20 protein-coding genes and 1 pseudogene are annotated in these 22,307 nt (G+C 64.9%); 14 read left to right on the top strand and 7 right to left on the bottom strand.

Annotation, left to right across the window (positions count from 1 at the left end; genetic code table 11):
• Positions 1 to 337: pseudogene (locus E1N52_RS43990) on the top strand (MFS transporter); the annotation flags it as partial.
• Between the two features lie 38 nt (positions 338 to 375).
• Here E1N52_RS43990 and E1N52_RS04435 read toward each other — a convergent pair.
• A complete protein-coding gene (locus E1N52_RS04435) occupies positions 376 to 903 on the bottom strand; it encodes a chromate transporter (protein WP_133180509.1) in 528 nt (175 codons plus the stop codon).
• A complete protein-coding gene (locus E1N52_RS04430) occupies positions 900 to 1,505 on the bottom strand; it encodes a chromate transporter (protein ID WP_133180507.1) in 606 nt (201 codons plus the stop codon). Before E1N52_RS04430 ends, E1N52_RS04435 begins: the two co-directional genes overlap by 4 nt.
• Before the next feature lie 100 nt (positions 1,506 to 1,605).
• Here E1N52_RS04430 and E1N52_RS04425 point away from each other — a divergent pair, with 100 nt between their 5' ends.
• Positions 1,606 to 2,532: a transcriptional regulator GcvA gene (locus tag E1N52_RS04425; RefSeq protein ID WP_133180505.1), complete on the top strand. Its 927-nt coding sequence runs from the start codon at positions 1,606 to 1,608 to the stop codon at positions 2,530 to 2,532.
• A gap of 89 nt (positions 2,533 to 2,621) precedes the next feature.
• On the opposite strand, the gene E1N52_RS04420 is transcribed toward E1N52_RS04425, so the two are convergent.
• On the bottom strand, positions 2,622 to 3,389 hold the full coding sequence (locus E1N52_RS04420; RefSeq protein ID WP_133180503.1) for an LOG family protein: 768 nt from the start codon (positions 3,387 to 3,389) through the stop codon (positions 2,622 to 2,624).
• Between the two features lies 1 nt (position 3,390).
• Here E1N52_RS04420 and polA point away from each other — a divergent pair, with 1 nt between their 5' ends.
• From polA to E1N52_RS04405, 3 genes are all read left to right on the top strand, one after another.
• Positions 3,391 to 6,198 (top strand): DNA polymerase I, encoded by a 2,808-nt coding sequence (gene polA / locus E1N52_RS04415; protein ID WP_133180575.1) that lies wholly within the window; start codon positions 3,391 to 3,393, stop codon positions 6,196 to 6,198.
• Positions 6,199 to 6,456: 258 nt separating this feature from the next.
• Positions 6,457 to 7,833, top strand: a complete 1,377-nt coding sequence (locus tag E1N52_RS04410) for an NAD(P)/FAD-dependent oxidoreductase (protein WP_133180501.1) — start codon at positions 6,457 to 6,459, stop codon at positions 7,831 to 7,833.
• Between the two features lie 95 nt (positions 7,834 to 7,928).
• On the top strand, positions 7,929 to 8,801 hold the full coding sequence (locus E1N52_RS04405) for a dienelactone hydrolase family protein (RefSeq protein WP_133180499.1): 873 nt from the start codon (positions 7,929 to 7,931) through the stop codon (positions 8,799 to 8,801).
• Between the two features lie 27 nt (positions 8,802 to 8,828).
• Here the strand turns inward: E1N52_RS04405 and E1N52_RS04400 are convergent, their stop codons facing one another.
• Both E1N52_RS04400 and E1N52_RS04395 read right to left on the bottom strand, forming a co-directional pair.
• The gene (locus E1N52_RS04400; RefSeq protein WP_133180497.1) at positions 8,829 to 9,698 is read right to left on the bottom strand and encodes a sulfurtransferase; all 870 of its coding nucleotides are present in this window, start codon (positions 9,696 to 9,698) and stop codon (positions 8,829 to 8,831) included.
• A 138-nt stretch (positions 9,699 to 9,836) separates the two neighbouring features.
• Complete coding sequence (locus tag E1N52_RS04395) at positions 9,837 to 10,943, bottom strand: aromatic ring-hydroxylating oxygenase subunit alpha (protein ID WP_069261336.1); 1,107 nt, start codon at positions 10,941 to 10,943, stop codon at positions 9,837 to 9,839.
• A gap of 307 nt (positions 10,944 to 11,250) precedes the next feature.
• On the opposite strand from E1N52_RS04395, the gene E1N52_RS04390 reads away from it, so the two are divergent.
• The 4 genes from E1N52_RS04390 to folE2 all read left to right on the top strand — a co-directional run bounded on the left by E1N52_RS04390 (position 11,251) and on the right by folE2 (position 15,403).
• The gene (locus E1N52_RS04390; protein ID WP_028202970.1) at positions 11,251 to 11,565 is read left to right on the top strand and encodes an exodeoxyribonuclease VII small subunit; all 315 of its coding nucleotides are present in this window, start codon (positions 11,251 to 11,253) and stop codon (positions 11,563 to 11,565) included.
• Positions 11,562 to 12,443, top strand: coding sequence for a polyprenyl synthetase family protein (locus E1N52_RS04385; RefSeq protein ID WP_133180495.1), 882 nt, complete (start codon positions 11,562 to 11,564; stop codon positions 12,441 to 12,443). The genes E1N52_RS04390 and E1N52_RS04385 overlap by 4 nt, the downstream gene beginning before the upstream one ends.
• Positions 12,444 to 12,527: 84 nt before the next feature.
• Positions 12,528 to 14,435 carry a 1-deoxy-D-xylulose-5-phosphate synthase gene (dxs, locus tag E1N52_RS04380; RefSeq protein WP_133180493.1) on the top strand — a complete coding sequence of 636 codons (1,908 nt, stop codon included), beginning with the start codon at positions 12,528 to 12,530 and terminating at the stop codon, positions 14,433 to 14,435.
• A 161-nt stretch (positions 14,436 to 14,596) separates the two neighbouring features.
• Positions 14,597 to 15,403, top strand: coding sequence for a GTP cyclohydrolase FolE2 (folE2, locus tag E1N52_RS04375; RefSeq protein ID WP_133180491.1), 807 nt, complete (start codon positions 14,597 to 14,599; stop codon positions 15,401 to 15,403).
• Positions 15,404 to 15,480: 77 nt separating this feature from the next.
• Here folE2 and tsaD read toward each other — a convergent pair whose 3' ends face one another.
• Positions 15,481 to 16,509 carry a tRNA (adenosine(37)-N6)-threonylcarbamoyltransferase complex transferase subunit TsaD gene (tsaD, locus tag E1N52_RS04370; protein WP_133180573.1) on the bottom strand — a complete coding sequence of 343 codons (1,029 nt, stop codon included), beginning with the start codon at positions 16,507 to 16,509 and terminating at the stop codon, positions 15,481 to 15,483.
• A gap of 169 nt (positions 16,510 to 16,678) precedes the next feature.
• Between tsaD and E1N52_RS04365 the strand changes: the two genes are divergently transcribed.
• The 5 genes from E1N52_RS04365 to dnaG all read left to right on the top strand — a co-directional run bounded on the left by E1N52_RS04365 (position 16,679) and on the right by dnaG (position 22,024).
• The gene (locus E1N52_RS04365) at positions 16,679 to 17,899 is read left to right on the top strand and encodes a BaiN/RdsA family NAD(P)/FAD-dependent oxidoreductase (RefSeq protein ID WP_133180490.1); all 1,221 of its coding nucleotides are present in this window, start codon (positions 16,679 to 16,681) and stop codon (positions 17,897 to 17,899) included.
• Between the two features lie 168 nt (positions 17,900 to 18,067).
• A complete protein-coding gene (locus E1N52_RS04360; protein WP_165979334.1) occupies positions 18,068 to 18,988 on the top strand; it encodes a universal stress protein in 921 nt (306 codons plus the stop codon).
• Positions 18,989 to 19,130: 142 nt separating this feature from the next.
• The gene (gene rpsU / locus E1N52_RS04355) at positions 19,131 to 19,343 is read left to right on the top strand and encodes a 30S ribosomal protein S21 (RefSeq protein ID WP_013434742.1); all 213 of its coding nucleotides are present in this window, start codon (positions 19,131 to 19,133) and stop codon (positions 19,341 to 19,343) included.
• Positions 19,344 to 19,568: 225 nt separating this feature from the next.
• Positions 19,569 to 20,015, top strand: coding sequence for a GatB/YqeY domain-containing protein (locus E1N52_RS04350; RefSeq protein ID WP_133180486.1), 447 nt, complete (start codon positions 19,569 to 19,571; stop codon positions 20,013 to 20,015).
• Positions 20,016 to 20,146: 131 nt separating this feature from the next.
• Positions 20,147 to 22,024: a DNA primase gene (gene dnaG, locus E1N52_RS04345; protein ID WP_133180485.1), complete on the top strand. Its 1,878-nt coding sequence runs from the start codon at positions 20,147 to 20,149 to the stop codon at positions 22,022 to 22,024.
• Positions 22,025 to 22,059: 35 nt separating this feature from the next.
• Here dnaG and E1N52_RS44755 read toward each other — a convergent pair whose 3' ends face one another.
• The gene (locus E1N52_RS44755) at positions 22,060 to 22,284 is read right to left on the bottom strand and encodes a hypothetical protein (protein WP_246088947.1); all 225 of its coding nucleotides are present in this window, start codon (positions 22,282 to 22,284) and stop codon (positions 22,060 to 22,062) included.
• Positions 22,285 to 22,307 lie beyond the last annotated feature (23 nt).

The raw sequence follows: 22,307 nt of genomic DNA, 5'->3' as shown, positions 1-22,307 counted from the left end.
GCTGACGGGGTGGGTATCGCTGCCTTTCGTTTATGTCGCCGGGTTCGTCGCGGTCATCGGCTTTGACAAGATGTTCAGCGTGTTCATGCGCGGCGTGCGCCAACGGTTGATTCCCGCTGAGGACTTCGGCAAGACCGTCGGTCTGATCGCACTACTCAACAATCTCACTCAACCGCTCGCGGGCCTGCTGGTTGGGCTCTGTGCAACGCGCCAGGGAACGGGGGCCGTCATTCTCGCGCTGACATTGTGGATGGCCTTGATCGGAATCGCGCTGGCGGCACTGGCGACATTCGGCGGCAGGCGTGCGGCGTGGATGGCAAATATCGAGGAAGCCTGAATTCACCCCGAATTCTCACCCAGCCGCACGCCGTCAACTCACTGCCCGAACCCCGTCAACCCGATCAGACTCCCCGCGCCAAGCAGCCACAGCGGATGAATCTTCGTGCGAAACGCGAGCACGGCGCACACGCCGGTAATCGCCCAGGCGATCCACGAAGGATCGGAGGCCCTCGCGATCAGCACGGCGCTCGCGGCCACTAGGCCCGCCGTCACCGGCACGAGCCCCTTCTGTGCGATACGCCGCCACGGGCGGTCCTTGAAGCGATCCCACGCATGCAGCGCGGCGATCGTGACGAGCGACGACGGCCCGAACTTCGCAATCGACGTGACCAGCATGCCTGCCCAGCCGGCCACGTGCCAGCCCACCAGCGTCACGACCATCATGTTCGGGCCCGGGGCGGCCTGGGCAAGCGCGAATAGCGCGCTGAACTCGCTCGCGGGCATCCAGTGGTGGACTTCGACGACCTGACGCTGCATCTCGGGCAGGATCGTGTTGCCGCCGCCGAATGCGAGCAGCGAAAGCTGGCCGAAGATCGCGGCGAGCGCAACGAGTGTGGCGGTCATCGCGAGCCTCCTTCCGTGCGCGCCGCGCGGGCCGCGAGCGCGATGCCGACTGGCGTGAGCACGAGCATGGTGGGCAAAAGTGGCGTGCGCAGCACGGCAATGGCCACGAAGCCGAGCGCGGCGACGACGGCCGCGGCGGGATCGCGCCGCAGCGGCAGCACGATTTTCAGGGCCATCGAGACGAGCAGGCCGGCGGCCGCCGCGGCGAGCCCCACGAACAGATGCCGCACGTGCGGGTCGTTTTGCGTGCGCTCATAGAGCACGCCAAGCGCGATCACGACGAGCGACGGACCCGCGATCAAACCGAGGATGCCTGCGAGCGCGCCGCGCCACCCCTGAAAGCGCATGCCGAGCGCAACCGAGAGATTGATGACGTTGCCGCCCGGCAAGAACTGGCAGAGGCCGAGCAGGTCGGTGAACTCGCTGGAGGTGAGCCAGCGGCGCTGCTCGACGATGGTGCGGCGCGCCAACGGCAGTGCGCCGCCAAACGACGTGAAGCCGAGACCGAGAAAGCCGAGAAACAGATCGCGCACCGTAGGCGTGTGCAGGCCGTCGTCCGTGCCATGTCCGGCAGCGGCGGGCGATGAGATGAGTTGTTTCATGAATGGAAGGGACCCCTGAGGCAAGCTCCGAGATTAAGCCCATTCGCGCGCGCGGCAAAACGATTTCTATGGTGCGCTCTTGTGATCTACACTCACAAGCATGCCACGCTCACTTCCTCCCTTTCCCGCGCTGCGCGCGTTCGAAGCCGCTGCGCGGCACAACAGCTTCTCCGCCGCGGCGGGCGAACTCAATGTGACTCACGGTGCCATCAGCAGGCAGGTGGCCGCGCTCGAGGCGTGGGTCGGCGTGCAGGTGTTTCATCGGCATGGCAAGCGGGTCGCGCTGACCGAAGACGGGCGGCGCTACCTCGCCGCCGTGCAATCGGCATTCGATGACATCGCGCGCGCAACCAACCAGTTGCGCGACACGGGCGTGGTGCACGTGCTGCGCGTGAATGCGCTGCCTACCTTCGCGATGAAATGGCTGCTGCCGCGGCTCTCGCAGTTTCAGCGTCTCGCGCCGAACGTCGAGCTGCGCCTGTCCACCTCGAACGCGCCGGTCGAGACGCTCGAAGGCTTCGACGTGGCCGTGCGGCGCGGTCCGGCCCACTGGCCCGACTGCGAGGCCGGTCATTTTCTCGACGAGATGGAATTGCCGGTGTGCAGTCCGGCGCTGCTCAAGCGCGCGCCGATTCATCAGGCGAGCGATCTGGCGCGCCACGTGCTGCTGCATTCGGACACGCGGCCCGACGCATGGCGCACCTGGCTCGCGACTGCAGGCGTGAAAGCCAAATGCCGCAAGAAGCAGTCGTTCGACCACTTCTATCTGGCCTTGCAGGCCGCCGTGGATGGTCTGGGCGTTGCGCTCGGCCCGCTGCCGCTGCTCGACGACGAACTCGCGTCGGGGCGTCTCGTCACCCCGCTCGCGGGGCCGCATCTCGACGCGCGCGGTTACTGGTGGGTCGCGCGCCGCGAGGTGGCGCAAGCACCGCTCGTCGTGCAGTTTTGCCGCTGGCTGGAGGAGCAGGCGAGCGCGCGGACGCCGGCTGGCGCATCCGGCGTGCCCGCAAGCGCGGAGAAAGCATGAGGGGCGTGATGCGCTGAGGCGCGAGCGGTGCGCAGGCCTACGGAAACGTTATCCGCAGGCCATCCACACACCGCGCCGCAAGCGGTGCATCAGAGATAGAACATCCGGTCTTCGTCGGAGTCGCGGTCGCGGCGCGCCGGGTGCTCCTTGCCGGTATCTTCGGCTGTGTCCGCATCTTCGTAGAACTTGAGAACGGCTTCGAGCACCTGGTCCGGGTCGTCGATCACCTGCATCAAGTCCATATCTTCGGGATTGATGAGGCCCATGGGCACGAGCGCCGAGCGGAACCAGTCGAGCAGGCCCTTCCAGAATGCGGCGCCCACCAGAATGATGGGCACGTGACGCGACTTTTTCGTCTGGATGAGCGTGAGCACTTCGGCCAGTTCGTCGAGCGTGCCGAAGCCGCCGGGCATGACGATCACTGCGTCCGAGTTCTTCACGAACGTGACCTTGCGCGTGAAGAAATGGCGGAAACGCAGCGAGATGTCCTGCCACTGGTTGCCCGACTGCTCGTGCGGCAACTCGATGTTCAGGCCCACGGAAGGCGACTTGCCCGCATGCGCGCCCTGGTTCGCGGCTTCCATGATGCCGGGGCCGCCGCCGGAGATCACGGCGAAGCCCGCGTCGGACACCTTGCGCGCGATGGTGGTGGCGAGCTGGTAGTACTCCGACTCCGGTTTCAGGCGGGCGGAACCGTAGATGCTGACCGCTGGCCGGATCTCGGACAGGTACTCGGTCGCCTCGATAAACTCTGCCATAATCGTGAACATCTGCCACGATGCGCGCGCCTTCTTGGCCGTCGCGCGCTCTTGATCTGCGAGTGAACGCAGACTCGGAATCACTTTTCTCTTGTCCATAATGCCTGAAGAACTACGCGTGGATACAAAGCTAAAGCTACAAAACGGGCTGGAAGGTAAGACCCTGCTGCTGGTCGACGGTTCTAGCTATCTCTATCGGGCCTTCCATGCGATGCCGGATCTGCGCGGTCCTGACGGCGAACCCACAGGCGCGCTGTACGGCATCATCAACATGCTGCGTCGCATGCGCAAGGACGTTACGGCAGAGTATAGCGCGTGCGTGTTCGATGCAAAGGGCAAGACGTTCCGCGACGACTGGTACCCCGAGTACAAGGCCAACCGGCCTTCCATGCCGGAGCCGCTCGCTGCACAAATCGAGCCCATTCACACGGCAGTGCGCGCGCTCGGCTGGCCGCTCCTGATGATCGAAGGCGTGGAGGCCGACGACGTGATCGGCACGCTCGCGCATCAGGCTGAGAAGCTCGGCATGAAGGTCATCGTTTCCACGGGCGATAAGGACCTCGCGCAGCTCGTGACGGACCACGTCACGCTCATCAATACGATGACAAATGAAACGCTCGATCGCGAAGGCGTGATCGCGAAGTTCGGCGTGCCGCCGGAGCGCATCATCGATTATCTCTCGCTCATCGGCGACACCGTCGACAACGTGCCGGGCGTGAACAAGTGCGGCCCGAAGACGGCGGTGAAGTGGCTCACGCAATACGATTCGCTCGACGGCGTGATCGCGCATGCGGATGAAATCAAGGGCGCTGTGGGCGGCTATCTGCGCGACGCGCTCGACTTCCTGCCGATGGCGAGAAAGCTCGTCACGGTGGAGACGGCTTGTGATCTCACGCCGCATCTCGAGTCGATCGAAGCAACGCTCTCCACGCGGCCCGAAGCGCGCGAAGAACTGCGCGATATCTTCGCGCGTCACGGCTTCAAGACCTGGCTGCGCGAAGTCACCGAAGCGAGTCAGCAGAGCGAGACGGTGCCCGCCGCAACCAAAGGCGACGCGCCCGAAAAAGACGCGATCGTGCAGCCCGCGCTGTTCGTCGATGCCCCGCGCCATTACGAAACGATCCAGACGTGGCCGCAGTTCGACACGTGGCTCAAAAAGATCGAAGCCGCTGAAATCACGGCGTTCGACACCGAGACCACGGCGCTCGATCCGATGGTCGCGAAGCTCGTCGGCATGTCGTTCTCGACGGAGCCTGGCGTGGCCGCCTATTTGCCGCTCGCGCATCGCGGCCCGGACGTGCCCGATCAACTGCCGCTGGACGAAGTGCTCGCGCGCCTGAAGCCCTGGCTCGAAAGCGAGAAGCACAAGAAAGTCGGCCAGCACATGAAGTACGACGAGCAGGTGCTCGCGAACTACGGTATCGAGCTGAACGGCGTGGAGCATGACACGCTGCTCGAATCGTATGTGCTCGAATCGCATCGCAGCCACGACATGGACAGCCTCGCGCTGCGCCATCTCGGCATCAAGACGATCAAGTACGAAGAGGTGGCGGGCAAGGGCGCGCAGCAGATCGGCTTCGACGAAGTCTCGCTCGAAAAGGCCGCCGAATACGCTGCCGAAGACGCCGATATCACGCTGCAGCTGCATCGCGCGCTCTATCCGCAGATCGCTCCGGAGAAGGGCCTCGATTACGTGTATCGCAACATCGAATTGCCCACCTCGCGCGTGCTGCGCAAGATGGAGCGCAACGGTGTGCTGATCGACACCGAAAGGCTCGACAAGCAGAGCGCGGAAATTGCCGTGCGGCTCATCGCGCTCGAAGAGGAGGCGTATGCGCTCGCGGGCGGCGAATTCAATCTGGGCTCGCCCAAGCAGATCGGCCAGATCTTCTTCGAGAAGCTGCAACTGCCGGTCGTGAAGAAAACGCCGAGCGGCGCGCCTTCTACAGACGAAGAAGTGCTGCAAAAGCTCGCCGAAGATTACCCGCTGCCCAAGATCCTGCTCGAGCATCGCGGTCTTGCCAAGCTCAAGTCCACGTACACCGACAAGTTGCCGCGCATGGTGAATGCGCAAACGGGCCGCGTGCACACGAACTACGCGCAGGCCGTGGCGGTCACGGGCCGTCTTGCGTCGAACGATCCGAATCTGCAGAACATTCCTGTGCGCACGGGCGAAGGCCGGCGCATTCGCGAGGCGTTCATCGCGCCGCCTGGGCACAAGATCGTTTCCGCCGACTACTCGCAGATCGAACTGCGCATCATGGCGCATATTTCGGGCGACGAGTCGTTGCTCGCGGCGTTCGCGCGCGGCGACGACATTCACCGCGCCACGGCTTCCGAGGTGTTCAGCGTCACGCCGCTCGAAGTGAGCGCGGACCAGCGGCGCATCGCGAAGGTCATCAATTTCGGCCTGATTTACGGCATGAGCGCGTTCGGGCTCGCATCGAATCTCGGCATTACGCGCGATGCGGCGAAGCTTTATATCGACCGCTATTTCGCACGCTATCCGGGCGTGGCGCGCTATATGGACGAAACGCGCATGGACGCGAAGTCGCGCGGCTATGTGGAGACCGTATTCGGCCGCCGCCTGTGGCTGCCCGAGATCAACGGCGGCAACGGCCCGCGCCGCCAGGCCGCCGAGCGCGCCGCCATCAACGCGCCCATGCAAGGCACGGCCGCCGACCTCATCAAGCTTTCCATGGTCGCGGTGCAGAAGTGGCTCGACGAACGCAAGATCGGCACGAAGATGGTCATGCAGGTGCACGATGAACTCGTGCTCGAAGTGCCGGGCGACGAACTCGCCGAAGTGCGCAAGCGCTTGCCCGAGCTGATGTGCTCGGTGGCGCAGCTCAAGGTGCCGCTCGTCGCCGAAGTGGGCGTGGGCGAGAACTGGGAAGAGGCGCATTGATGACGCGTTAAGGTGCTTAGTGAAGCTCTACTAAGTACATACTGAATGCGCTGTACTGCAGCAAAGCCTTAACCAGGACGTAACTGCACGCGCGCGATAAGGCAAGCCTCGCGTGCGTGATGTCGCGAATGCGCGCCGCAAGGGTTGCCGCCGCGCGCTCCGTCAGCCGACAATGATTTGATTGAAGGCCGGTGCCTCGCACGTGATGTTGTCGATGCATCGGCCTTTCTATCGCCTTTCGACATGCACGGAGAGTCTATGCATCGCTTTATCGTTGTGGGAGGAGGCGCAGGCGGGCTGGAACTGGCAACACGGCTCGGCGATCGTTACGGCGAAGCGCGCGCGAAGCGGGGCAAGCCGCAAGCGGCATCGATCACGCTGGTCGACCGCAATCCAACCCATATCTGGAAACCGCTCCTGCACGAAGTCGCGGCGGGCAGCATGGACCCATTCACGCATCAGCTCGAATATCCGGCGCAGGCGCGCTGGCACGGCTTCGAGTTCCAGCAGGGCGAGCTGACCGGGCTCGACCGCGCGGCGAAGCGCATCACGCTCGGGCGCGTGCTCGACGAAGACGGCGCGGAAATGCTGCCCGAGCGCGTGCTCGAATACGACACGCTCGTGCTCGCGATCGGCAGCACGACGCACTTTTTCGGCGTGCCGGGCGCGGCCGAGAATTCTATCGCGCTCGACACCGTCGAGCAGGCCGAGCGTTTTCGCAAGCGCCTGATCGCAGCGTGCATGCGCGCCGAACATCAGGCGCCCGAAAAAGTCGCGGTGGAGGTGACGGCGGACGACCTCGCTCCGGCCATGAACGCCGGCGCCGAGCCGCGCGTGCAGGTGGCGATCATCGGCGCAGGCGCGACGGGCGTCGAGCTTTCCGCCGAACTGCGCAACACCGCGCAGGTGCTGTCGGCCTATGGACTGCATAAGCTCGACCCGCGCCACGACGTGGGCATCGTGCTGATCGAGGCCGGCCCGCGCATCCTGCCCGCGTTGCCCGAGCGCGTTTCTTCGGCGACGGGCGAGCTGCTGAACAAGCTCGGCGTGAAGCTGCTGACGAGCGAACGCGTGATCGAAGTGGCGCCTGGCGTCGTGCGCACCGCGAGCGGCAAGAACCTGCGCGCGGACCTCACGGTCTGGGCCGCGGGCATCACCGCGCCGGCTGTGCTCTCGCGGCTCGACGGCCTCACCGTCAACAAGCTCGGTCAGCTGATCGTGCGCCGTACGCTGCAAACGGAACTCGACGACAACATTTTCGCGCTCGGCGACTGCGCGGCCTGCGAATGGCCGGGTCACGAGCGCGGAGTGCCGCCGCGCGCGCAGGCCGCGCACCAGCAGGCCACGTTCCTCTTCAAGTCGCTTGGCAATCTGCTCGCCGGCAAACCGCTGGAGGAGTTCACCTATCGCGACTTCGGCTCGCTGGTGTCGCTCGGCCACTTCAGCGCGGTCGGCAATCTGATGGGCGGGCTGATCGGCGGGAATATGTTGATCGAAGGGTTGTTTGCCCGTTTCATGTACATGTCGCTGTACCGCCTGCACATCGCGGCGCTGCACGGCTACGCGCGCATGGTGCTGGATACCTTCGCGCACTGGCTGCGCCGCACGACGTTGCCGCGCGTGAAGCTGCATTAAGCGGCTGCACTGCGCGGCCGCATCGAGCAGCGCTTGCGTCCGGGGCGCGGCGCTATTCTGCCTGTTTCCGCTGTTTGATCTTCAAGGAGCGCTGCATGCTGAAACCCGAAGTCGATAGCCTCGTCCCGCACGTGCCGTTCGATCGGCGCACCTTCATCAAGGCGGCACTCGGCAGCGGATTCGCCGCTGCCGTGCTGCCCGTCTCCGCGCAAACCATCCACACCGACAGCGAAGGTCTCGAAGCCGGCGAGATCGGCTTCCAGTCGAGTGGGACGCTCATCCCGGCCTATCGCGCGCAGCCGCGCGGCAAGACGCACTTGCCCGTGATCATCGTAATTCACGAGATTTTCGGCGTGCACGAGCATATCGCCGATGTGTGCCGCCGCTTTGCGAAGCTCGGCTATCTGGCCATCGCGCCGGACTTCTTCGTGCGTCAGGGCGATGCGTCCGTGTATCCGACGATTCAGCAGATCAACGAGAACATCGCGAGCAAGGTGCCCGATGCCCAGGTGATCGGCGATATCGACGCGGCCGTTGCCTGGGCGGGGGAGCATGGCGGCGACACGAAGCGCGTGGGCGTCAACGGCTTTTGCTGGGGCGGGCGCTATGCGTGGCTCTATGCGGAGCACAACCCGCACATCAAGGCGGCGGTGGTGTGGTATGGGCGCGTGGCAGGCCCGCACACGACGAACACGCCGAGCAATCCGCTCGATCTCGCGAATAGCTTGCAGGTGCCGGTCCTCGCCATGTACGGCTTGCAGGATCAGAGCATTCCGCAGGACACGCTCGAGCAGATGAAGGCCGCCATCGCGCAGGGTCCGCAGGGTGGGCGCAGCTCGCAAATCGTCGTGTACAACGATGCGGGCCACGCGTTCTTCGCGGACTACCGGCCGAGCTATCGCAAGGCCGATGCGGAAGACGGCTGGAAGCGCGCGATTGCCTGGTTCAAGGAGCACGGCGTGATGTGACGCCGTGCCCGGATCTGCGGTTCCGGCTTAGGGGTTGGGGCCAGTCGCGACCGGCCGTGACGCGTCGGCGCTCCATTCGCTCCACGAACCGGGGTAGAGCGCCGCGCCGTGCAGGCCGGCAATCTCCATCGCGAGCGCATTGTGGCAGGCGGTCACGCCCGAGCCGCATTGCAGGACCACGTGTTCGGGCGTGATGCCCGGCAGCACCGCCGTAAAATCCTCGCGCAGCGCATGCGCCGACTTGAAGCGGCCATCCGGCGTGAGATTGTCCTGATAAAACCGATTGCGCGCGCCAGGAATATGGCCGCCCACCGGGTCGATCGTTTCGTTCTCGCCGCGATAGCGGTCGGCGGCGCGCGCGTCGACGACCGTGAGTTCGTGCGTGGCGAGATTGCGGACGATGGCCTGCGCGTCCACCGTCACCTGGAGCGGTGCGCTCGCCTTGAAGGTGCCGCGCGCGGGCGTGGGCACATCGCGCACGAGCGGGAAGCCCGCGGCTTCCCACGCCTTGAGGCCGCCGTCGAGCACGGCCACCGAGTCGTGGCCGAGCCAGCGCAGGAGCCACCACAGGCGAGCGGCGTAGGCGCCGCCTTGCGCGTCGTAGGCCACGACCTGCTGGCCTTCGTTCAGCCCGCGCAGCAGGAGCGTGGCGACGAGCGCCGAGCGGTCGGGCAGCGGATGGCGGCCGTTCTTGCCGGTTTTCGGGCCCGAGAGGTCACGGTCCAGATGCAGGTATTGGGCACCGGGCAGATGGCCGAGCGCATAGGCGTTCTCGCCCGCGGCGGGATCGGCGAGATCGAAGCGGCAGTCGAAAACCAGCACGCTGCCCGGCGCGGCGGTCAGGCGTTCGTGCAGATTGGCGGCCGAGATCAGCGTGGTGTAGTGCGTGTGGGGCATGACGGCTCCTTGAATCGTGCAAGGCCGCCATCTCTCGCTATGCGACGGCCCGGTGCCGTCAGTCTAAACAAAAAGACGGGCCTAAGCCCGTCTTTCCGTGATGCGTGCGAGTTGCCGAGGCTCGCGCCTGGGCACGCGTCAGATCGGTCCCAGCTCGCGGCGCAGAAACTCGTGGAAGTGCTGCATGCCGTCTTCCATCGGGCTCTGATACGGGCCGACCTCGGAAACGCCGCGCTCGAAGAGCGCACGGCGGCCGGCGTCCATGCGCTCGGCGATCTCGTCGTCTTCGACGGCGGTTTCCATATAGGCAGCGCGCTCGGCCTCGACGAACTCGCGCTCGAAGAGCGTGATTTCCTCGGGGTAATAGAACTCGACGATGTTCTTCGTCTTCTGCGTGCCTTCGGGGATCAGCCACGAGACCACGAGGACGTGCGGATACCACTCGATCATGAGATTCGGGTAGTACACCATCCAGATCGCGCCGAACTCCGGCGGCTCGCCGTTACGGAAGCGCAGGACCTCGTCGTGCCACTTGCGGTACGTCGGGCTGCCCGGTTTGCCGAGGTGCTTGTGCACGCCGACCGTCTGCACGCTATACCACTCGCCGAACTCCCACTGGAGGTCGTCGCACGAGACGAAGTTGCCGAGGCCCGGGTGGAACGGCACGACGTGATAGTCTTCCAGATAGACCTCGATGAAGGTCTTCCAGTTGTAGTTGCACTCGTGCACCTCGACGTGATCGAACATGTAGTCCGTGAAGTCGAGGTGTTTCGCCGGCCCGAGGCGTGCGAGATCGCGCGCGACGTCGCGGCCCGCGGATTCGAACAGCAGCCCGTTCCACTTCTGGAGCGGCGAGCTGTTCAGATTCAGACACGGCTTGTCCGCGAAGTGCGGTGCGCCGAGCAATTCGCCCTTGAGGTCATAGGTCCAGCGATGCAGCGGACATACAATGTTGTCTGCCGTGCCGCGACCGTTTAGCATGATGGCCTGGCGATGCCGGCACACGTTCGAGAGCAGTTCGATTTCGTTGCTCTTGTTGCGAACGAGCACGCGGCCTTCTTTTTCGCCGGGCAGCGCAAAATAGTTTCCCGCCTCGGGCACCATGAGTTCGTGCCCGACGTAGCGAGGACCCTTCTGGAAAAGCGTGTCGATTTCGCGCTTGAGTAGCGCTTCGTCAAAATAAGCGGTGACTGGCAGCTGGCTGTGGATAGACTTCAGCTGCAATGCATTGCTCAGATTGGACATTCCCACTCCCGATGAAGACGTGAAAGCAGTGAACAACCCAACCATCGAAGATTCGATTTAGGGAGCCGGCGATTATACCCGGTTACCCCGTCATGGGGTAGCTAAGTGACTGATTTTTGCCAAAATTACACCGGAAAGACGGCAGGAATTCAGGAAATATGAGACAAATGCACGGGGAATCGGGCCTTCTGGAACCGATTTGTACTGGCCCCGAGCGTGTGGTCGGGTAGGCACACAAGCCGGGGAGCGGGTCGAAATGGACCTTTTGCCGTAGAATGTCCGCCTTGTTTCATTCTGGCGACGACTCATGGCGAAATCCGCAACGAAAGACCGCGCTGGCGCGGGCGAAAGCGCAGCCGGACTGGCCGAGGGCGAGGCCCTGCCCGAGAGCTACGAGGCGGCGCTGGCGGAACTCGACGGGCTCGTTGCACGCATGGAAGGCGGGAGCCTGAGCCTGGAAGAATCGCTTGCGGCATACCGCCGCGGTGCGGCGCTCGTGCGTTTCTGCCAGCAGCAGCTCGAAAAGGTTGAACAACAGGTGCGCGTGCTCGACGGCGAGACGTTGCGGCCCGTGCCCCTCAATACGACAGACTCCGCAGCGGGCGGAGACGACGATCTATGACATTTGACCAATGGACCCGGCAGGTACTCGACCGGGTCGAAAGCGCGCTCGATCACTATTTGCCGGCTGCCGACGTGCTGCCGGCGCCGCTGCATGACGCCATGCGTTATGCCGTGATGGGCGGCGGCAAGCGGGTGCGCCCGCTCCTGTGCCACGCGGCGGGCGAACTCACGAATGCCACGCCGGAAGCGCTCGACGCGGCGGCCTGCGCGCTCGAAATGATCCACGTCTACTCGCTCGTGCACGACGACATGCCGTGTATGGATGACGACGATATGCGTCGCGGCAAACCCACCGTACACGTCAAATATGACGAACCGACGGCGCTGCTGGTGGGCGATGCGCTGCAGTCGCAAGCCTTCGTCACGCTGACGGCGGATGTGCTCAGTACCCAGCGCCAGGCGTCGCTCGTGCGCGAACTCGCGCTGGCGAGCGGCTCGGTCGGCATGGCCGGCGGCCAGGCCATCGACCTCGCGAGCGTGGGCCATTCGCTCACCCGCGAGCAGCTCGAAACCATGCACCGCCTGAAGACCGGCGCGCTCCTGCGCGCCGCGGTCCGCATGGGCGCGCTGGCGGGCGAAACGCCTTCGGCGGAAAGCCTCGCGGCGCTCGACAAGTACGCGGCGGCCGTGGGCCTCGCTTTCCAGGTGGTGGACGACATTCTCGACGTCACCGCTGACTCGGCAACGCTCGGCAAGACCGCGGGCAAAGACGCGAAGGACGGCAAGCCGACCTACGTGTCGATTATCGGTCTTGATGCCTCGCGGGCGCTCGCGCAGCAGTTGCGCGCCGACGCGCACGCGGCGCTCGAACCGTTCGGCGCGCGCGCTCAGCGCCTCGCCGAACTCGCTGACCTGGTGGTGAACCGGGTGAGCTGACCGCGCAACCCGCCCACGCGCATGAAAGGGAAGTAATGCGCAGAAAAAGTGCGGGAGCGCCAGTTTTCCTACAATGGAACGACGATGTACGACTTGCTGAAAACCATTGACGACCCGGCGGATTTGCGCCGCCTTGATCGCCGCCAGCTGCAACCGCTTGCCGACGAGCTGCGAGCCTTTGTTCTCGAGAGCGTCTCGCAAACGGGCGGCCACCTGTCGTCCAACCTCGGTACGGTCGAACTGACGATCGCGCTGCACTACGTGTTCGACACGCCGCGCGACCGCATCGTCTGGGACGTGGGCCATCAGACCTATCCGCACAAGATCCTGACGGGCCGCCGCGACCAGATGTCGACGCTGCGTCAACTCGGCGGCATTTCGGGCTTCCCGAAACGCGACGAGTCGCCGTACGACACGTTCGGCACCGCGCACTCGAGCACGTCGATTTCGGCGGCACTCGGCATGGCCGTCGCGAGCAAGCTCAAGGGCGACAACGCCATGGGCATCGCCGTGATCGGCGACGGCGCGATGACGGCCGGCATGGCCTTCGAGGCGCTGAACAACGGCGGCGTCGAAGACGACGTGCCGCTGCTCGTCATCCTCAACGACAACGACATGTCGATTTCGCCGCCGGTGGGCGCGCTCAATCGCCATCTCGCGCGCCTCATGTCGGGCCGCTTCTACGCCGCCGCACGCGCGGGCGTGGAGCGCGTGCTGCGTCATGCGCCGCCGGTGCTCGACCTCGCGCGCAAGCTCGAAGAGCACGCGAAGGGCATGATCGTGCCGGCTACGCTGTTCGAGGAATTCGGCTTCAACTACATCGGGCCGATCGACGGTCACGATCTGGATTCGTTGATCCCGACGCTGCAGAACATCAAGGAACTGCGCGGCCCGCAATTCCTGCACGTCGTGACGAAGAAAGGCCAGGGCTACAAGCTCGCCGAAGCCGACCCGGTCCTGTATCACGGTCCCGGCAAGTTCAACCCGGCCGAAGGCATCAAGCCGTCGACTACGCCCGCCAAGAAGACCTACACGCAGGTGTTCGGCGAATGGCTGTGCGACGCGGCTGAACTCGATTCGCGCGTGATCGGTATTACGCCGGCCATGCGCGAAGGCTCGGGCCTCGTGGAGTTCGAAAAGCGCTTCCCGGATCGCTACTACGACGTCGGCATCGCCGAGCAGCACGCAGTCACGTTTGCGGGCGGCATCGCGGCAGAAGGCTTGAAGCCCGTGGTCGCGATCTATTCGACGTTCCTGCAGCGCGCGTATGACCAGCTGATTCATGACGTGGCGCTGCAGAACCTGCCAGTTGTGTTCGCAATCGACCGCGCGGGTCTCGTCGGCGCGGACGGTGCGACGCACGCGGGCGCGTACGATCTCGCGTTCATGCGCTGCATTCCGAACATGATGATCATGGCGGCGTCGGACGAAAACGAGTGCCGCCAGATGCTCTACACGGCGCTCCAGCAGGATTGCCCGACGGCCGTGCGCTACCCGCGCGGTGCGGGCACGGGCGTCGCGACCGTCAAGCAGATGGCCGCGCTGCCGGTGGGCAAGGGCGAAGTCCGCCGCGAGAGCAAGGCGCCGGCCGGCAGCCGTATCGCGATCCTCGCGTTCGGCACGATGGTTGCGCCGTCGCTCAAGGCCGCCGAGGAACTGGACGCCACCGTGGCGAACATGCGCTTCGTGAAGCCGCTCGACGCGGACCTCGTGAAGCAGCTCGCCGAAACGCACGACTACCTCGTGACGGTCGAGGAAGGCTGCATCATGGGCGGTGCCGGTTCGGCCTGCGTGGAAGCCCTCCTTGAAAGTGGGGTTATCAAGCCCGTACTACAATTGGGCCTCCCCGACCGCTTCATCGACCACGGCGATCCGGCAAAGCTGCTGGCAGGCTGTGGGCTCGACGCAGCAGGGATCGCGAAGTCCATCCGCGAACGCTTTCTCGACAATGCGGCGAACGTGTCCGGCAAGTCGGTGATGCGCGTCGCGTGAGGTCGATTGAGGCCGCCATAGGTTAGTTGGCGCCTCGCGACAACCCACTTCACATTTGAACTGGCGGGCGGGTTTCGTGCCCGGTGACCGCCAGCAAACGCCGGCTCATGCCGGCGTTTGCCATTTGCGCGCCGCGTACGGCGCGGCTTGAGGATAAGAACATGAATCAGATGAACCCGGCCTTCGTGATGCCGGACGTCCAGAGCTCCGTTGATACCCGTCAGATCGTGATCCAGCGCGTAGGCGTGAAGGCCGTGCGCCATCCGCTCACGGTGAAGACGGGCGCGGGCGACGTCCAGCCGAGCGTCGGCATGTGGAATCTCGACGTTCATCTGCCGGCCGACCAGAAGGGCACGCACATGTCGCGCTTCGTCGCGCTGCTCGAAGAGAACAAGGCGCCGCTTACGCCCGCCACGTTCCGCGCGATGCTGGCCGCGATGCTCGCGAAGCTCGAATCGCAGGCGGGCCGTATCGAAGTGACGTTCCCGTACTTCGTGAAGAAAGTGGCGCCGGTGTCGGGCGTCGAAAGTCTGCTGGACTACGAAGTGACGCTCGCGGGCGATGTGCGCAACGGGCAAACGCGCCTCTTCCTCAAGGTGCTCGTGCCGGTGACGAGCCTGTGCCCGTGCTCGAAGAAGATCTCGCAATACGGCGCGCACAACCAGCGCTCGCACGTGACGATGAACGTCGAGTTCGAAGGCGATCTGCCGGTGGAAGACCTCATTCGCATCGCCGAACAAGAGGCGTCGTGCGAGCTGTGGGGCTTGCTCAAGCGTCCGGACGAGAAGTTCGTGACGGAGCGCGCATATGAGAACCCCAAGTTCGTCGAAGACCTCGTGCGCGACGTGGCCGTGCGACTGAACGCCGATGCGCGCGTGATCGCCTATACGCTCGAAGCGGAAAACTTCGAGTCGATCCACAATCACAGCGCCTACGCCGTGATCGAGCACGACAAGCGCACGGCGTAATGCCGGCCGCCTGATTGCGCCGTCAACAAAAAAAGCCGCCCTTGGGCGGCTTTTTTACTTCTGCGGCAGCAAACGCATTACTGCTGCGCGAGCGACGTCAGATCCCAGCGCGGCTTCACCGTGAACGCGTAGTCGTGCGTGGCCTGCTCGGGCCAGCGCGCAAGGCGCAGCGCACCCGCGAGCGCGATCATCGCGCCGTTGTCGGTGCACAGCGACAGGTCCGGGTAATGCACCTCGAAGCCGCGCTTTTGCGCCGCCGCCGAAAGCGTCTCGCGCAACTGCTTGTTCGCGCCCACGCCGCCCGCCACCACGAGGCGCTTCATCTTCGTGCGCTTGAGCGCGGCGAGTGATTTCGCGGCCAGCACTTCGACGGCTGCGTCGACGAAACCGCGCGCGATGTCGGCCTTGCCCTGCTCGCAGATGTTCGTGCCGAGCTTCTTCACTTGCGTGAGCACGGCCGTTTTGAGGCCGCTGAAGCTGAAGTCGAGATCGCCCGAATGCAGCATCGGACGCGGCAGTTCGACCGCGCCGGGCGTGCCGAACTCGGCGAGGCGCGAGACTTCCGGGCCGCCCGGATAGCCGAGGCCAAGCAGCTTGGCCGTTTTGTCGAAGGCTTCGCCGGCGGCGTCGTCGAGCGTCTCGCCGAGGGTTTCGTACACACCTACGTCTGTCACGCGCATGAGTTGCGTATGGCCGCCCGACACGAGCAGCGCGACGAACGGAAACGGCGGCGGCTCATCGACCAGCAGCGGCGAAAGCAGGTGCCCTTCGAGGTGGTGAATCCCCACGGTCGGCCGATTCCAGGCCATGGCGAGCGCATTGGCGATGCTCGCGCCCACGAGCAGCGCGCCCGCGAGGCCGGGGCCTTGCGTGAAGGCGATGGCGTCGATGTCGCTTTTCGCGGCGCCGCTCTTCGCGAGCACTTCTTCGAGCAGTGGCAGCGCGCGGCGGATATGGTCGCGCGAGGCGAGCTCCGGCACGACGCCGCCGTACTCGCGGTGCATGGCGATCTGCGAGTGCAGCGCGTGCGCGAGCAGGCCGCGCTCGCTGTCGTAGAGCGCGAGGCCGGTTTCGTCGCAGGAGCTTTCGATGCCGAGAACGAGCATGGTGTGGGGCAGGGCAACGGTATTGCGCGGCACGAGCCGCCAAAAACCGTCGCTAAATCAAGAATTAACAGAACATAAAAGTATAGCAGCGCGCGTCGAAGCCGGTTGGGGGCGGCAAGCGGCGCCCCTCGCGGACAAGCCCCGCCGCCGCGCAGGTAGAATGCGCGCCATGGAATCTTTCGACATCGCCGTGATCGGCGCAGGGGCGGCCGGCATGATGTGCGCGGCGGTGGCGGGCCAGCAGGGCCGCCGTGTGGCGCTGATCGACCACGCGCCGCGCCTCGCGGAAAAAATCCGCATCTCGGGCGGCGGGCGCTGCAACTTCACGAACCTGCAGGCAAGCCCGGCCAACTATCTCTCGAACAACCCGCATTTCTGCCGTTCGGCATTGGCGCGCTACACGCCGCGCGACTTCCTCGCGCTGCTGCGCCAGCATCGCGTGACCTGGCACGAAAAGCACAAGGGCCAGCTTTTCTGCGACCAGTCGAGCGAGGCGATCATCGACGTCCTGCGCGCCGAGTGCGACGCGGGCCAGGTGGCGTGGCGCCGCCCGCTGCCGGTGGAAGCGGTGAGCCACGCCGATGGCGCGGGCTTCACGCTCGGCACGCCGCAGGGCGAGATACGCGCGAAAGCGCTCGTGATCGCGACGGGCGGCCTGTCGATCCCGAAGATCGGCGCAACCGACTTCGCCTATCGCGTGGCGAAGCAGTTCGGCCACAAACTCATCGACACGCGCCCGGCGCTCGTGCCGCTCACGTTCGCGCAGGACGAGTGGGCGCCCTATGTGCCGCTCGCGGGCGTATCGCTCGAAGTCCACGTGGCGACGGGCGAGCGCAAGACCGGCGGGGCGTTCGACGAAGACCTGCTCTTCACGCATCGCGGCCTTTCCGGTCCCGGCGTCCTGCAGATTTCGAGCTTCTGGCAGCCGGGCCAGCCGATCCGCGTGAACCTGCTGCCCGAGCACGATCCTGCGGCGGCATTGATCGAAGCCAAGGGCGCGACGAAACGCCAGATCGGCAACCTGCTCGCCGAATGGGTGCCGGCGCGCCTCGCGCATGTTTGGCTGGAGGCGCATCAGGTGAAGGCCGACGCGCGTATCGCCGATCTACCCGATAAAACGCTGCGCAAGATCGGCGAAGGGCTCGCGCAATGGACGCTCACGCCTACGGGCACCGAAGGCTACAAGAAGGCCGAAGTCACGCGCGGCGGCGTGGACACACGCGAGCTTTCCTCGGCGACGATGATGAGCCAGCGCGTGCCGGGACTCTATTTCATAGGCGAAGCCGTGGACGTGACGGGCTGGCTTGGCGGCTACAACTTCCAGTGGGCGTGGGCCTCGGGCGTCGCGGCCGGGGAGGCCGCCGCCGAATATTCACTGGGCGCAGGCTGATTTCCTGATCGATACGGACTGCCGAATCTCTCGCGGTTGACCCCTGTCATTGTTCACTGGGCGTCTGAGGTTCACGCTTGAATGCCTGACCACGAGGAAAAGGTACGTAACGTGAATCGAGAGGAACAGCAGCACACCCGGGCACCAAGCGGGCCACTGCGGCGAATCATGATTGCCGTGGACGATTCGAAGGCATCGACGCAGGCACTGCGTTTTGCGTCGCGCGTGGTGCCGCGCGACGCCCAGGTGCGTATCGTGTGCGCAATCGAGCAGCCCCGCGCGTGGAATGCGGGCGGCGCTTACACCGCGGGCGACGCGTGGATAACCGACGCGCTCAGCGCGGCGCGCGAAGAATATCTCCACGCCGCCGAGCGCACGCTCGAGCAGGCGATGTCGGCGTTCAACGGACAAGCTGCCCTGGTCGAAGGGCAGGTGGTCGGCCTCTCCGCCGAGGCCGGCGCCGTCGTGCCGGCGCTTGCCGATGCGGCGCGTGACTGGGAAGCCGACATGCTGGTGGTCGGCACGCGGCACCAGGGGCGCATGAAGCGCTGGGTCGACGGATCGGTTTCGGGCGCGCTTGCGGTTTGCGCGCCCTGTCCGCTGCTGGTCGTGCCCGTGGAGTACGAAGAAGCGAACGGTTACGCGCCGCTCGCCCGCATCCTGCTGGCGACGGACGGCAGTCCGGCTTCGGCGCAGGCAATTGACGCGGCGCTGCGGCTGGCCGAACCGCAAACCACATTGCGCGCGGTTTATGTCGTGGACCGCAGCAGCGTGGCCGGCGACCCGGTGCCGGGCTCGGTGCTGGAGGATGCGCTCGCCGACCTTGGGCGCAAGGCGCTGGCCGGCGCGCACGAGCAGCTCGACCCGTCTGGCCGCGCGTATGAAACCGCCCTCGTGGCGACCGGGCGCATGCGCGACGACATTGCCCACACCGTTTTGCGCGACGCGCAGGACTGCCAGGCCGATCTCGTCGTGCTTGGCACGCAGGGCCGGCGGGGCGTCACGCGCTGGCTGCTCGGCAGCGTCGCCCAGCGCGCCATCGAGGTCACGCATGTGCCGTTGCTGCTCGTTGGGCCGGGCGCTGCCTGATGCCGCTCAGCCCCGCCAGGGAAGGCTCCGGGCGCGCTCGACCGTGCTGCCGGAATTGGGGTTTCCCCCCAAACCGCCGCACGATGCGCAAATCCGGAACTGCTATACTCAACTTTCTTTACCCCCGATCCGTTATTGGAAAATGACGACCATCCGCGTAAAAGAAAACGAACCCTTTGAAGTCGCCATGCGCCGCTTCAAGCGCACGATCGAGAAGAACGGTCTCTTGACCGAACTTCGCGCGCGCGAGTTCTACGAGAAGCCTACGGCTGAACGCAAGCGCAAGAAGGCGGCGGCTGTGAAACGCCACTTCAAGCGTCTGCGCAGCCAGATGTTGCCGAAGAAGCTGTACTGATTCCGGCGTCGCCGTGACGCGCGGCCGCGCAGTTCCAGCGTGGATCTCGCGTAAATGTCGTGGCGACGTGGGCAGCCGGTCCGCGGCCTCTGGTTACCTGGTGCACCGCGGCCGCGGCTGTCCTCTGGTGTGGTCGCAACCATGTCGAATTTGCGCCAACCCGCCTGGAAGCGTTTCCAGGCGGGTTTTTGTATTCCAGCAACCCCAACGTATTTCAGGTGAGTGATGAGTCTCAAAGACCAGATCAACGACGACATGAAAGCCGCGATGCGCGCGCGCGAAACCGAGCGCCTCGCCACGATTCGTCTGCTGCTCGCCGCTATCAAGCAACGTGAAGTCGACGAACGCGTGACGCTCGACGACGCCGGCATCACGGCCGTCATCGACAAGATGATCAAGCAGCGCAAGGACTCGATCAGCCAGTTCGAGGCCGCGGGCCGCACCGATCTCGTCGAGAAGGAAGCCGCCGAGCTGACCGTCCTGGCTGCCTACATGCCCGCGCAGCTCTCGGACGCCGAGATCGCCGCCGAAGTGCAGGCTGCCGTTGCCCAGGTGGGCGCAGCCGGCCCGCAGGACATGGGCAAGGTGATGGGCGTGCTCAAGCCGAAGCTCGCCGGGCGCGCCGACATGACGGCCGTTTCCGGGCTCGTCAAAGCCGCGCTCTCGAAGTAAGCGCACCCGGCTCGCACGCGGCGCCGGCCCGGCCAAGGGCGACGCTGCGAGGCCCGTACGTCACGCGTATGTCACGCGAATGTTACGTATAGGGCCGCGCGAGCCCCGGCTGCCCAAGCGCGCTCGCTTCGATGATTCCGCATTCGTTCCTGCAAGACCTGCTGAACCGCGTCGATATCGTCGACGTGGTGGGTCGTTACGTGCAGCTCAAGAAGGGCGGCGCGAACTTCATGGGCTTGTGTCCGTTCCACAACGAGAAGAGCCCGTCGTTCACGGTTAGTCCAACCAAGCAGTTTTATCACTGCTTCGGCTGCGGCGCGCACGGCACCGCCATCGGCTTCCTCATGGAGCACGCGGGACTGACGTTCCCTGAAGCCGTCGAGCAACTCGCCCAGTCGGTCGGCCTGACCGTGCCGCAAGAGCCTTCGCCCATGCGTGGCGGCGGTGGGGCTGGCGCTGCGGGCGGCTATGCGCCGGCGGCCTCGAAGGCCGTCACCACCGCGCTTTCCGACGTCATGCAGACTGCCTGCGACTACTACCGCAAGCAGCTGCGCAGCGCGACCAACGCCATCCAGTACCTCAAGAAGCGCGGCCTCACGGGCGAAATCGCCGCGCGCTTCGGTCTCGGCTACGCGCCCGATGGATGGCAGAACCTCGAATCTGCGTTTACCAATTATCGCGACGATTCGCTGGTCGAGGCGGGCCTCGTGATCGTCAGCGAAAAGCAGGACGCGCAAGGCCAGTCGCGCCGCTATGACCGTTTCCGCGACCGCGTGATGTTCCCGATCCGCAACGTGAAGGGTCAGGTCATCGGCTTTGGCGGCCGCGTGCTGGACGGCGGCGAGCCCAAGTATTTGAATTCCCCGGAAACGCCGCTATTTAACAAGGGCAGCGAACTGTACGGGTTGTTCGAGGCTCGCCTCGCGATCCGGGAACAGCGCTATGTTCTGGTGGTCGAGGGGTATATGGATGTCGTCGCGCTCGCGCAGCTGGGTTTCCAGAACGCCGTGGCGACGCTTGGCACCGCTTGCACGCCGATCCACGTGCAGAAGCTCATGCGTCAGACCGATACGGTGATTTTCAGCTTCGACGGCGACTCGGCGGGCCGTCGCGCCGCGCGCCGTGCGCTCGACGCGTGCCTGCCGCACGCGGCCGACAACCGCACGATCCGCTTTCTGTTCCTGCCCCAGGAGCACGATCCGGACAGCTACGTGCGGGAATTCGGCACCGAGGCGTTCTCGGAGCAGGTCGAGCGGGCCATGCCGTTGTCCCAGTTCATGCTCAACGAGGTGCTGGCGGACAAGGAACTGGACCAGCCGGAAGGGCGCGCGCGGGCGCTGTTCGACGCGAAGCCGCTCCTGCAGCAGCTGCCGGCGAACGCCCTGCGGGCGCAGATCATGCACATGTTCGCGGACCGCCTGGACGTGCCGTTCGAGGAAGTGGCCGCGCTGTGCGAAGTCGACGCGCGCATTGCCCAGGCGGCGCGCCAGGCGCCCGCACGCAAGGACCGGCACCTCGTGACCGGTATCGAGCGCAAGGCGCTGCGCAACCTCGTGATGCACCCGCGCATCGTGCTGCAACTGGAGGAAGAGGCTGAAAAGGCGCTGATCGGACTGACGCGCCACGGCGAGCTGTTCGAAGAAGTGACCACTCACGCCCGGGCACTGGGCGACTCGGCGGAATTTCAGCTCCTTTCGGACTTGCTGAGAAATGGGGCCAATGCTCCAACCTTCGAGGAGATTTTTCGCGAAATTCTGGACTATGATGAAAACGTTCGGGATTTGCTGATGAAAAATCCGGAAGATGGCGCTGCGGTGGAGGAGCGCCGCGAGCAGGAGCGGCTCGTGAGCGAAGAATTGACGGCGGCAATCCTGAAAATGCGGTACGACGCCTGTTGCGATCGCCTGGACGCGCTTTCGCGGCAGTCGCGACATACGCCTGAGGAACTTGCCGAATTGATGTCACTGAATCAGACGCGGGCTGACATGAAACGTCAGCTCGGTTTGTAAGGGAAGGACCGCACGGGGGATTATTGCCCTGCGTGCTAAAATAACAGGTTTTCAGCGGTTTGTTTTTGTTTTTTCCGGGTGGGCATAATGGGTTGGGGTAATCCGTGAATGTCCAGTTTTCCAGCAAGGGGCGGAATGGCAATGGCAAAGACTACAGGCGGAAAAAAGGCAACAGGCAAGGGCTCGACGGAGCCGACCAGCAAGGTCGCAAAGGCCACAGTTGCCAGTTCTTCCGCCCGTTCGTCGGGCAGTGAGTCCACCAACCGTTCTGAACCGGCTACCC

This window comes from Paraburkholderia guartelaensis, from assembly GCF_004353905.1.
Lineage (GTDB): Bacteria > Pseudomonadota > Gammaproteobacteria > Burkholderiales > Burkholderiaceae > Paraburkholderia > Paraburkholderia guartelaensis.
This window is presented reverse-complemented; position numbering and strand designations above follow the sequence as displayed.